Here is a 12,302-nt window from a genome sequence, read left to right as displayed (position 1 = left end):
GATAACGTTTATGATCTTAGGTCGACCCGACCCCAGATCATCGTAGTCTAGAACTCACCATCCTTGGCCGATGTTTGCCCCGCATAATCCGCCCGGTTGATCCCGTGGCGTTGTAGCTTGTCGTAGAAGGTCTTGCGGGGAATGCCGAGCGCTTCCAGCGTTTCCTTGACGTCGCCTCGATGCGCCGTCAGCACTTCTTTCAAGATCTCGGCTTCGTAGCGCTCCAGCCGTTCCGGAAGCGAGGCCCCGGCCTGCGCCGCTGGCGGGACCGGATTGCCGAGACTTCCCTCCACCCCGAGCGCCACCCGCTCGGCGAAATGCGACAGTTCGCGCACATTGCCGGGCCAGGAATGCGACATGAGGTGATGCTGGACAGCCGGGGAGATCGACGGGACGTCGCGTTCGAAACGTTCCGCGGCGCGCGTCAGGAAATGCGAGAAGAGCAGCGGGATGTCCTCGCGCCGCTCGCGCAACGGCGGGATCGAAAGCGTCACGACATTCAGCCGGTAGTAGAGGTCCTCACGAAAGTCGCCGCGCTTGTCGGGGTCGCCGAGGTCCACCTTGGCGGCGGCAACGACCCGGATGTCGGCCGGGCGCGTCTCGTTGGTGCCGAGCGGGGTGATCTCGCGCGCCTCCAGAACGCGCAGCATCTTGACCTGGGTCGCCGGTGGCATCGCCTCGATCTCGTCGAGGAACAGCGTGCCGCCGCTTGCATGCTCGATCCGACCGATCCTCTTCTTGACGGCTCCGGTGAAGGCGCCCGGCTCGTGGCCGAAGAGTTCACTCTCGATCACCGTTTCCGGGAGCGCGCCGCAGTTCAGCGCCACGAAATTGCCGGTCCTGCGCCGGCTCCATTGGTGCAGGAGCGTCGCGACCACTTCCTTGCCGCTGCCGGTCTCGCCGGCGACCAGCACATCGACGTCGGTGTCGGCAATGTGTTTCAACGTCTGCCGCAACCGCTCCATGACCGGCGTCTGGCCGATCAGCGGCAGGCTGTCGGAGGCGGCTTCCGCCGCGCGTCGAAGCGCGCGGTTTTCCATTACCAGGCGGCGCTTCTCCTCGGCGCGCCGCGCGCTCTGGACGAGCCGATCGGCGGCAAAGGGCTTGGCGATGAAATCATAGACCCCATCCTGAATCGCCTGGACCGCCATCGGGATGTCCCCATGCCCGGTGACCAGAATGACGGGCAGGTCCGGATCCAGCGCCGCCACCTTCTGGAAGAAGGCCAGCCCGTCGAGACCCGGCATGCGGATGTCGCTGATAATGACGCCGTCGAATTCGGGGCTGAGGGCGCCAAGAGCTTCGGCAGCGCTGGCGAAGGGGAAGACGGCAAAGCCGGCAAGCTCCAGCGTCTGCTGCATCGCCTTGCGCAGGTCGCGGTCGTCGTCGATCAGGAAAACGGAAGCGGCGTCGCTCATTGCGCTTGAGCCTTCTTCAATTGGACAGTGAACGTCGTTCCGGACGTGCTGGTCTCGACCGCGATGTCGCCGCCATAGTCGGCGACGATTTCCTTGGAGATCGCCAGCCCGAGGCCGAGCCCCTCGTCCTTCGACGTGTTGAATGGGGTAAAAAGCTCATCGCGAACATGCTCCGGAATACCGGGGCCGTTATCGGCAACCGCCAGCTTGATGCGGCCGTCGGTCTCCGTGCAGCGTACCTTGATCTCGCCGTTCTCGGCGTCGCCGAGTGCTTCCAGCGCGTTCTGGAGAAGATTGATCACCACCTGTTCCAGACGGATGCGGTTGCCCATGACCTGCAGGCCGTTCGGAGGAAGAGAGATCTTGATCGTATCCATGCGGCCGGCAAAGCGGCTGCGAAGCAAGAGCATGGCCCCCTCGATGACATCCCGCATCTCGGTCGGCTCGGCGACGAAATTTCCCTTGCGAGCGAACCGGCGCAATTCGTCGGTGATTGTCCCGACGCGTTCGGTAAGCTCGGCGATGCTGGTCAGGTTTTCCGCCGCTGTCGCGCTTTGGCCGCGATCGAGGAAGGTGCGGGCGTTATCCGCATAGGCGCGGATCGTCGCGACGGGCTGGTTGATTTCATGCGCAACGCCGGCGGCGACCTGCCCCAGGATCGCCAGCCGATTGGCCTGCACGAGGTCCTGCTGAACCGCCTGCAATTTTTCGGTTGTCTGCCGATGGTCGGCGATTTCCGTCTGAAGGCGATCGCGGGCCATGGTGAGATCGCGCGTCCGCTCCTCGACACGCGCCTCGAGCTCGTTGCGTGCCGCGCGTTCGGTCGCCGAACGCAGGGCGACCATCTGGCGCCGGCGCATGAGAAAGGCCGCAAGCGCCAACAGCGGCACCAGAATCGCGAGCATCTGCAGCCTTGTTTCGCGTGCGCCCGCGGACAGCGTGGCGGTCAGCGGCGACAATTGCTCCAGCCGCCAATTCGTCGATGGCACCATCGTCTCGACACGCAGGAACATCTCGGGGCGGCTGCCAGGGAGCAGCACGCTGAGGGTGGAGGAGCCGTCGGCCTCGGCTTCGACTTGCCGGAACGGCAGCGGCAACAGAGGCGCGTCGCCGAACTGCAGGCTTTCGCGGATCGCCGCCAGCCTCTCGTCGGGAATTTGCTTCGTCGTCATGAAGCGCCAGGACGGCAGGCTGGTGATGAGGACGATGCCGCGGCGGTCGGTGACATAGGCCGGCTTACCCGCGCTTGCCCAATCTGCTTCGACGCCGTCGAATTCGAGTTTGGCAACGATGACGCCGAGCGGCCCCGCCGGTCCGTCGATCCGGCGGGAAATATAGAGGCCCGGGCGCTTGCTGACAGACCCCATGGCGAAATGCTCCGCGTTGCCATCGCGGATAGCCAGCCGGAAATAGTCGCGAAAGCCATAGTTGCTGCCGACGAAACTCGTCGGCTCGCGCCAATTGCTGGCGGCGACCGCGATGCCGTCCAGCCTGATCAGATAAACGACCGCGGCGCCGGCACTTGCGGCAAGCTCCTCCAGCTTGTGGTTGATCTGGTCGAGCGAGCGCGCGTCGGGCGACAGGAGCGACTGACGGATCGCCGTGTCGTCGGCGAGCACCAGCGGCAGCGCGCGCTGTTTTTCGACTACGGCGCGCAACAGCGCCGCCTTGAGGCTGGCGTCGATCCGGCTCTGGTCGGCCAAGGCGCGGAGCGCCTCCGAGCGGCCGTACTCGCCGGCCGCGAGAAAGCCGAGCGAGAGGAGCGCGAGCGCTACCCCTGTAAAGGCGAGCCAGAGTCTCCAGGCGCGACGCTGAAGAATGCCGAGCTCATTTTTGTCGGGAACAGTCATCGCGGCATTGTGCATCTTTTCGCTCAACGTGCCAATTCGTCTGTGCGGATTTCCGCTCATCCTGGCGTGAGTTCTCCAAGGGTCAAATATAAACGGATTAAGAATCAAGACGTTATTCGTGCGCGTCGAATCTGGCACGCCCGTTGCAATTACCTCCGCATGGCAGCCGGGTGCTGTCGTTCTTCGGAAAATGGCCTGGGAGGCCCGGCGCATTGCCGGACTGGGCCCTCGTGGAGGATATCATGATCATCGAACATTCCGCGGAGGTCCGCGGCAAGACACCCCTGTATCGGCATCTTTATGTCCAGGTCCTCGCGGCGATCGCCGCAGGCATTCTGCTCGGGCATTTCTATCCGGATATCGGCACGGAGCTCAAACCTCTCGGCGACGCCTTCATCAGGCTCGTCAAGATGATCATCGCGCCGGTCATCTTCCTGACGGTCGCGACCGGTATTGCGGGCATGACCGATCTTGCCAAGGTCGGGCGCGTCGCCGGCAAGGCGATGATCTACTTCCTGACCTTCTCCACGCTCGCGCTCGTCGTCGGTCTCGTGGTCGCGAATGTGGTCCAGCCTGGCTCCGGCATGCATATCGACCCCGCCTCGCTCGATATGAAGGCGGTCACGACCTATACGGAAAAGGCACATGAGCAGTCGATCACCGGCTTCCTCATGAACATCATTCCGACGACGCTTGTCGCGGCCTTCGCCGACGGCGACATCCTGCAGGTGCTGTTCATCTCCGTCCTGTTCGGCATCGCGCTCGCCATGGTCGGCGACAAGGGCCAGCCGGTAGTCGACTTCCTGCATGCCCTGACGCTGCCGATCTTCCGCCTGGTGGCGATCCTGATGAAGGCCGCCCCGATCGGTGCCTTCGGCGCCATGGCCTTCACCATTGGCAAGTACGGCGTGGCGTCGATCGCCAATCTCGCCATGCTGATTGGCACCTTCTATCTCACCTCCTTCCTCTTCGTCTTCCTCGTGCTTGGCGCAGTGGCGCGCTACAACGGCTTCTCGATCGTCGCGCTCATCCGCTACATCAAGGAAGAACTGCTGCTGGTGCTCGGAACGTCCTCCTCGGAAGCGGCGCTGCCGGGCCTGATGAACAAGATGGAGAAGGCGGGCTGCAAGCGCTCGGTCGTCGGCCTCGTCATTCCGACCGGCTATTCCTTCAACCTCGACGGCACGAACATCTACATGACGCTTGCCGCGCTCTTCATCGCGCAGGCGACCGATATTCCGCTCTCCTTCGGCGACCAGATCCTGCTGCTGCTCGTCGCCATGCTGAGCTCGAAGGGGGCTGCCGGCATCACCGGCGCTGGCTTCATCACGCTCGCCGCAACGCTCTCCGTCGTTCCGGCCGTGCCCGTCGCCGGCATGGCCTTGATCCTCGGCATCGACCGCTTCATGTCGGAATGCCGGGCGATCACCAACTTCATCGGCAATGCGGTCGCCACTATCGTCGTGGCGAAGTGGGAAGGCGAACTGGACCGCGGGCAGCTTGCTGCCGTGCTCGGCGGTGAAACACCTGCCGTCGAAACCATCCCAGCGGTCGTCCAGCCCGCCGAATAAGTTGCCTCCCGGGCAAGCCTGCACGCAAGTGCAGTTTGGCGCGGTCTGTTTCGCAGACCGCGCTCTTTTTTGGAAAATCGCGGCTGCTGCCCGCCATCAGATCCCGTGCAGGACCTGCGTCGCCTTGACCGCCGCGGAGGCGCGGTTTTCGACACCGAGCTTCACGTAGATCTGTTCGAGATGTTTGGTGACGGTGCGGGCGCTCAAGCCGAGGATCTCGCCGATGTCGCGATTGGATTTGCCCTTGGCGATCCACAGCAGCACCTCGGATTCGCGCTGCGTCAGGAGGAAATGCTGGCGCAAGATCTCGTCGTCGCTCATGCCGTTCTCGGCTGTCAGGCGGAAGAGATATTCGTTGGAGCCGACGGCGCCGAGATAGGAAATCTGCAAGCCCGTCTGCCCCGCCTGCTGTAGTGTGAAGCTGGCCTGACCGGAGCCATGCTTTTCGCGCTGCCGCATCCATTCGGCGATGCGGGCGGTGACGACCGCAAGGCCGTCGTCGCTGCCGGTGGCGGCATTGACGAGGCGCGTCGCCTGCGGCGTCGACCAGCGGACGCCGCCGTCGCCGCGCACGGCAAGCAGGTGGCGCCCGGCCGCGTCGAGCGCAACCCGCGCGCTCTGGGCGGAACGCGCATTGGAGAGGTGGACGCGGATGCGGGCCCTCAGTTCATCGATATTGATCGGCTTGGTGAGATAGTCGACGCCGCCCGCCTCAAGTGCACGCACCACGTGCTCCGTCTCGGTGAGCCCGGTCATGAAGACCACCGGAACCTGGGTGACGGAGGCGTTCGCCTTGAGCCTGACGCAGGTGTCGAAACCGTCCATGCCAGGCATCACGGCATCGAGCAGGATAATGTCGGGGGTGATGCGGTCGGCAATATTCAAGGCGGCGTTGCCGGACGTGGCGATCAGCACGGAGAAGCCGGACTGTTCCAGCGCTTCGGTCAGGAAGCCCAGGGCCTCTGGCGAATCGTCGACCAGCAGAACGATATCGCGCGGATTGGCGGGGTCAGCCACGTGTGCCGGCCTCCTCTGCCGTCAGCCGTTTCAGGAAGGCGTCGTAGCCCGAGAGGTCGAAGGCTCGCACATAGGCGCGTACCGCCTCGGCAAAGGCCTGGTTCTCCGGGTTCAGGGCAATCTCCGTCAGCTTCGCCTCGATGCCCCTGACGTAGCCGATTTCGCCGAGCCGGATCAACTCCTCCACGTGGTGGTGTCCGGGATTGGTCACAGGATCGGTGCTGCCGTTGGCGTTCTTGCCATCGTCCTCATGGATCCATTCGAGGCCGAGATGGATCGCCAGCTTGTCGATGAGCTGGCGGACGCCAAAGGGCTTGGCGAGCGTATCGTTGTGGCCGCCTGCGGCGCCGGCGGTCGATCCATCGCCGATATTGGCCGATAGCATGATCGCCGGTGCCGTCTGGCCGCTTTCACGCAATTGCGTCACCAGTTCCCAGCCGTTCATGCCCGGCATGGAGATGTCGATCAGGAACAGGTCGGGTTTGATGTCTTCGATGAGCGTCAGGCACTCCTGGCCGCCTGCCGCCGCCAGCACCACGAAATTGAGCGGAACCAGCACTTCGCGCATCAGATCGCGATGATCCGCGTTGTCGTCGACGACGACAACGGTGCGGCGGGCGCCCTTGTAGGATCGGATTCGGCGTACCGGGTCGTTGAGCGCCGCCGGCCGGTCGACGGCGGAGAGCATCAGGCGGATCCTGAAGGCTGTGCCCTTGTCCTTTTCGCTGGTCACGGAGATTTCGCCGCCGAGCGTCTGCGTCAGGAGGCGCGTGATGGTCAGGCCAAGCCCGAGCCCGGGCATGCGATGTTCAGCATCGCCGCGCTGGAACGGATCGAAGATTCGCGGCAGGTCCTTGTCGCTGATGCCGCGGCCGCTGTCCTCGATCGTGAAGGTGGCAACCTGGTTGCGGTAGCCGACGTCGAAGCGGATGCGGCCGCGTTCGGTGAACTTCAGCGCATTCGACAGGAGATTGACGAGGATCTGTCGGAGCCGCTTCTCGTCCGCGCGCACGTATCGCGGCAGTGACGCCACACGGTTGTGTTCGAAGGCAATGCCCTTGGCCTGCGCTTGCGGGCGGAACATATCGACGATCTGGTCGAGGAAATCGTGAATGTTGATCTCGTTGGAATAGACCTGCAGTTTTCCGGCCTCGATCTTGGAGATATCGAGCAGGCCGTCGATGAGACCCGAGAGGTGATCGGCGCTGCGCTTGATTACCTTGATCGCCCCCTGCCTTGACGGCGGTATGGTCTCGTCGCGTTCGAGGATCTGCGCATAGCCGAGCACGGCATTGAGCGGCGTGCGCAGTTCGTGGCTCAAGCCCACGACATAGCGGCTCTTCGCCCGGTTTGCCGCTTCCGCCGCCTCCTTGGCGTTCTGAAGCGCCGCGTCGGTCTTCTTGTGCGCGGCGATCTCCTTCAGGAGCAGCGTGTTCTGGCGGGAGGACTCTTCCTCCGCGACCACGCGGCTGTCATGGGCGAGCACATAGAACCATGAGACGACGCCGGCGAAGATCGCGAAGACGAAGAAGACGATCGCCACCGTCCGCTCCACGACGGCGGCGGTTTCGGGCGAGGTGGCGGTCGTCTGATGAGCGATCATCGCGAGAATGATGCCGATGCCGGTGATCGAGAGGATGGCGGAGATCGCGTAGCGGCCGAGCCTCGTGGCGAGCTTCGCGGTCACCGCCTCGGGCAGGATCATCTTTGCGACGGTGGCGACCTGCGTGTTCAGCCGCGCCTTCGGTTTGCACATGTCGTGGCAGCGGCTGTCGAGCGAGCAGCAGAGCGAGCAGATCGGCGCGGCATAGGCCGGACACCAGGCCATGTCTTCCGGCTCGAACGGGTGCTCGCAGATCGAGCAGGTGATCTCGCTTTCGCGAAACCAGCTCTTGCGCGGCTTGCGGGCGAGATAGAATTTGCCCTCCGTCCACCAGGCGATCAGCGGCGAGACGATGAAGGCGGTGACGAGCGCGATATAGGGGGCAAGCGAGGCGGCGATATCGCCGAAGGCGCCGAAATGGGCTGTCAGCGCGAGGATCGCCGAGATACCCATGGTGCCGAGGCCGACGGGATTGATGTCGTAAAGATGGGCGCGCTTGAACTCGATACCGGGTGGTGACAAGGCCAGCGGTTTGTTGACGAAGAGATCGGCCGAAATCGTGCAGAGCCAGGCCATGGCGATGATCGAGAAGATTCCGAGCGTTTCCTCGAGCAGGCGATAGATGCCGAGTTCCATCAGCAGGAGGGCGATCGCGACGTTGAAGACCAGCCAGACGACGCGGCCGGGGTGGCTGTGGGTCAGCCGCGAGAAGAAATTGGACCAGGCGAGCGACCCGGCATAGGCGTTCATCACGTTGATCTTCAGTTGCGAGATGACAACGAAGGCGACCATCAGCAGGAGTGCGGCCGTATCCGACGGAAAGATGTAGCCGAAGGCGGTGTAGTACATCTGCGCCGGATCGGCGGCGCGCGTCGAGGGCACGCCGGCGCTGAGCGCCAGCACGACGAGAAACGAACCGGCCAGCAGCTTCGGCGCGCCGACGATCACCCAGCCGGAGCCCGCGAGAAAGACGGCGATGCGGTGATGCAGCTTCCTCTGGCCGTCCGGCGGCAGGAAGCGGAGAAAGTCGACCTGTTCGCCGATCTGCGCCATCAGCGCGAAGATCACAGCGGAGGCGGCGCCGAATTCGAGGAGATTGAACGGCGCGACGGTGCCGGGCGGACCGGAGGTGTGGTGGATGCCGGAATAGGCAAGCCAGAGCCCCACTTTTTCCCAATCGGCGAACGCGATGAAGGCGAAGGGCAGGATGTTCAGCACGATCCAGAAGGGCTGCGTCATCAGCTGGAACCTGCTGATGAGGCGGACACCGTGGGTCACGAGCGGGATAACCACGACAGCGCTGACGATATAGCCGATCCACAGCGGTATCCCGAGGGCAAGCTCCAGTGCCCCGGACATGATCGAGGCCTCGATCGCGAAGAGGATGAAGGTGAAGCTTGCGTAGATCAGCGACGTAATCGTCGAGCCGATATAGCCGAAACTGGCACCCCGGGTCAGAAGGTCGATGTCGACGCCGTGGCGGATGGCATAGCGGCTGATCGGCAGGCCAACGAGCAGGATCATCACGCTCGCGACCAGGATCGCGACGATCGCGTTCGTCGTGCCGTAGGACATGGTGATCGCGCCGCCGATCGCTTCGAGCGCCAGGAAGGAAATCGCGCCGATCGCCGTCTGCGAGATGCGCTCGGAGGAAAAGCGCCGCGCGCTTTTCGCTGTGAAGCGCAGGGCGTAGTCTTCGAGCGTCTGGTTGGCGACCCAGCGATTGTATTCTCGTCGAACGGGAATGATGCGCTGGCGTGCCGCCATGGTGCCTCGTGTCGTTTGTCTGTTCCCGGCAGCGCCGTCTTGCTTTGGTAACACAGACGGACGGCTCGCGAAATTGCTGCATTGCGGAAAACATCGCCGGCTCCAGGATCGACGTCGGTGATAGCACCGCCCTTGACAGCAGGCTGCTCTCCTGCAATAAACCGCTAGGTTAATTAACTGTTGAGTTAAATAAGTATGGACCGGTTGAGCAACACCTTGTCGGCATTGGCGGACCCGACCCGCCGCGCCATTATCGCCCGCCTTGCCGCCGGCGAGGCGACGGTGAACGAGCTGGCGGCCCCGTTCGACATGAGTCTGCCTGCTGTCTCCAAACATCTGAAGGTGCTGGAGCGCGCGGGCCTGATATCGCGGGGCCGCAACGCCCAATGGCGCCCGTGCCGGCTTGAGGCGGCGCCGCTGAAGGAAATTGCCGACTGGGTCGAGCGCTACCGCCAGTTCTGGGAGGGCAGCTTCGACCGGCTCGACAGCTATCTCCATGAACTCCAGCACAACGGCAAATCCGGTCATGACTGACGCCAGAGCTGCTAACGAAGGGAGAAGCCGATGAATGCCCCGTCTCGCAAGCAAGAGATTGCCCTTACCATCACGCGCGTCTTCGCCGCGCCTCGCAGCCTTGTCTTCAAGGCCTGGACCGCAACCGAACATCTGGCGCGTTGGTGGGGTCCGAAGGACTTCACCGTCCCCAGCATCACCGCGGATTTCCGTGAAGGCGGCACCTGGCGCAGCTGCATCCGCTCGCCGGAAGGACAGGACTATTGGGCGCACGGCACCTACCGCGAGATCGTGCCGGCGAGCCGCATCGTTTTCACTTTCACCTGGGAAGAGGAGGACGCGATGGACACGCTGATCACGGTCACCTTCGACGAGGTCGAGAGCGGCACGCGGCTTACTTTCCACCAGGCACCATTCCCGACCATCGAAAGCCGCGATTCTCACATGGAGGGTTGGGGCGAGTGCATGGACCGGCTTCTTGCCTATGTCGTTGCCCGGAAGGAGGCCATGGAATGAAGAAGACCTATCACGGGAGCTGCCAATGCCAGGCAGTACGCTTTTCCGCAAATCTCGACCTTGCGCCGGAAAGGGAGCGCTCGACGCCGGCGCGGCCCGGCGTGTGGTGGACGTCGACATTCCGCTGCAACTGCTCGTTTTGTCTGAAGACGCGATTCTGGAAAGTCTTCGTCACGCCTGAGGATTTCTCCTTGCTTTCCGGTGAGGAGGCCCTCACCGAATATCGCTTCGGCGAGCGCTCGATCCGCCACGTTTTCTGCCGGCACTGCGGCGTCCATCCGTTCGCCAGCGCCGATTTCGAGATGCTGGGCGGCCCGTTCCACGCGGTGAATATCGCCTGCCTCGACGATGCCACCGACGAGGAGCTGGCGAATGCCCCGATCATCTACGAGGACGGGCGCGTCGATGCCTGGGACCGGCCACCGGCGGTGACGAGCTTTTTGTAAGTGGTCCGAACCACCGCTTGCCCTCACATTTCTCGTGTCTGCCACGGTGGTGATCCGCGGCAGACACCTCCTGCGTCGGAAGTGCCACGACTTCCTTCTTCCCCCCTGCACCTACGTAGAATGACGTATGTGCAGGGCAGCGCCACTCGTCGATGATCCCTCAAGCAACGGCCAAGGAGAACGACCGTCCCGTTGCGCGACCAGAACAAGAGGGGTTCAATCCGATGACTATCAGGGCACGCGTTTGCGGCGCATTCCTTGCTGCCGCCCTTTCGACGACCGCGTTCAATGGCGCCTTTGCGGCGGACGACACGATCAAGGTCGGTATTCTTCATTCGCTTTCCGGCACCATGGCGATCTCCGAAACGACGCTCAAGGACGCCATGCTCATGCTGATCGATGAGCAGAACAAGAAGGGCGGGATTCTCGGCAAGAAGCTGGAGGCGGTCGTCGTCGACCCCGCTTCCGATTGGCCGCTCTTTGCGGAAAAAGCCCGCGAGCTGATCTCCGTCGACAAGGTTTCGGCCGTCTTCGGCTGCTGGACGTCCGTGTCGCGCAAATCCGTGCTGCCGGTTTTCGAAGAACTGAACTCGATCCTCTTCTACCCGGTCCAGTACGAGGGTGAGGAAAGCCAGCGCAACGTCTTCTACACCGGTGCGGCGCCGAACCAGCAGGCGGTCCCAGCCGTCGACTATCTGATGGAGAACGAAGAGGTCGAGCGCTGGGTGCTCGCCGGCACGGACTACGTCTATCCGCGCACAACCAACAAGATCCTCGAAGCCTATCTGATCTCCAAGGGCGTGAAGCCCGAGGACATCATGATCAACTACACGCCCTTCGGTCATTCCGACTGGCAGACGATCGTTTCCGACATCAAGAAGTTCGGCTCGGCCGGCAAGAAGACCGCCGTCGTCTCGACGATCAACGGCGACGCCAACGTGCCGTTCTACAAGGAGCTCGCCAACCAGGGCATCAAGGCCGAAGATATCCCGGTCGTCGCCTTCTCGGTCGGCGAAGAAGAACTCGCCGGTCTCGACACCGGCCCGCTCGTCGGTCACCTCGCCGCCTGGAACTACTTCCAGTCGGTCGACAACCCGGCCAATGCCGAATTCATCAAGACCTGGAAGGCTTATACCAAGAACGACAAGCGGGTGACCAACGACCCCATGGAAGCCCACTATATCGGCTTCAACATGTGGCTGAAGGCGGTCGAAAAGGCCGGCACCACCGACACCGACGCCGTGCTTGACGCCATGGTCGGCATCTCGGTGCCGAACCTTTCCGGCGGCTATTCCACCATGATGCCGAACCACCACATCACCAAGCCGGTGCTGATCGGCGAAATCCAGTCGGACGGTCAGTTCGAAACCGTTTGGGAGACGCCCGGCCTGGTCGTCGGCGACGAGTGGTCGGACTATCTGCCGGACTCGAAGGATCTTATCGCCGACTGGCGGGCGCCGATGTCCTGCGGCAACTTCAACATCGCCACGGGAAAATGCGGCGGTAAGGGTTCCTGATTTCATGACGAAGCACTTGTTCTCGGAAAAGACCATATCGGCCTTCTTCGACAACGCCGTTTTCATGACGAACCGATAGATCGA

General features: G+C 63.0%; 9 protein-coding genes. 5 read left to right on the top strand and 4 right to left on the bottom strand.

What is annotated here, in order from left to right; all coding sequences use genetic code 11:
- Positions 1-47 precede the first annotated feature (47 nt).
- Positions 48-1,418, bottom strand: coding sequence for a sigma-54 dependent transcriptional regulator (locus QN224_RS08735; protein ID WP_283976330.1), 1,371 nt, complete (start codon positions 1,416-1,418; stop codon positions 48-50).
- The gene (locus QN224_RS08730) at positions 1,415-3,283 is read right to left on the bottom strand and encodes a sensor histidine kinase (protein ID WP_283976906.1); all 1,869 of its coding nucleotides are present in this window, start codon (positions 3,281-3,283) and stop codon (positions 1,415-1,417) included. The genes QN224_RS08735 and QN224_RS08730 overlap by 4 nt, the downstream gene beginning before the upstream one ends.
- 227 nt (positions 3,284-3,510) lie before the next feature.
- Here QN224_RS08730 and QN224_RS08725 point away from each other — a divergent pair, with 227 nt between their 5' ends.
- Positions 3,511-4,839, top strand: a complete 1,329-nt coding sequence (locus QN224_RS08725) for a dicarboxylate/amino acid:cation symporter (protein ID WP_173511802.1) — start codon at positions 3,511-3,513, stop codon at positions 4,837-4,839.
- A gap of 96 nt (positions 4,840-4,935) precedes the next feature.
- Here QN224_RS08725 and QN224_RS08720 read toward each other — a convergent pair whose 3' ends face one another.
- Both QN224_RS08720 and QN224_RS08715 read right to left on the bottom strand, forming a co-directional pair.
- Complete coding sequence (locus QN224_RS08720) at positions 4,936-5,856, bottom strand: response regulator (RefSeq protein WP_283976329.1); 921 nt, start codon at positions 5,854-5,856, stop codon at positions 4,936-4,938.
- Complete coding sequence (locus QN224_RS08715; protein ID WP_283976328.1) at positions 5,849-9,226, bottom strand: ATP-binding protein; 3,378 nt, start codon at positions 9,224-9,226, stop codon at positions 5,849-5,851. The genes QN224_RS08720 and QN224_RS08715 overlap by 8 nt, the downstream gene beginning before the upstream one ends.
- Positions 9,227-9,421: 195 nt before the next feature.
- Between QN224_RS08715 and QN224_RS08710 the strand changes: the two genes are divergently transcribed.
- From QN224_RS08710 to urtA, 4 genes are all read left to right on the top strand, one after another.
- Positions 9,422-9,760 carry a metalloregulator ArsR/SmtB family transcription factor gene (locus QN224_RS08710; protein ID WP_283976327.1) on the top strand — a complete coding sequence of 113 codons (339 nt, stop codon included), beginning with the start codon at positions 9,422-9,424 and terminating at the stop codon, positions 9,758-9,760.
- A 30-nt stretch (positions 9,761-9,790) separates the two neighbouring features.
- Positions 9,791-10,255, top strand: coding sequence for an SRPBCC domain-containing protein (locus tag QN224_RS08705; RefSeq protein WP_283976326.1), 465 nt, complete (start codon positions 9,791-9,793; stop codon positions 10,253-10,255).
- A complete protein-coding gene (locus tag QN224_RS08700; RefSeq protein ID WP_283976325.1) occupies positions 10,252-10,701 on the top strand; it encodes a GFA family protein in 450 nt (149 codons plus the stop codon). Before QN224_RS08705 ends, QN224_RS08700 begins: the two co-directional genes overlap by 4 nt.
- A gap of 224 nt (positions 10,702-10,925) precedes the next feature.
- Positions 10,926-12,218: an urea ABC transporter substrate-binding protein gene (urtA, locus tag QN224_RS08695; RefSeq protein ID WP_173511796.1), complete on the top strand. Its 1,293-nt coding sequence runs from the start codon at positions 10,926-10,928 to the stop codon at positions 12,216-12,218.
- The last annotated feature ends 84 nt before the right edge of the window (positions 12,219-12,302 follow it).

The sequence above is a fragment of the Sinorhizobium sp. 7-81 genome (assembly GCF_030124405.1).
GTDB classification, from domain to species: Bacteria; Pseudomonadota; Alphaproteobacteria; order Rhizobiales; family Rhizobiaceae; genus Sinorhizobium; species Sinorhizobium psoraleae.
Note: the sequence above shows the minus strand (reverse complement) of the source record. Positions and strands in the feature narration are given on the sequence as shown.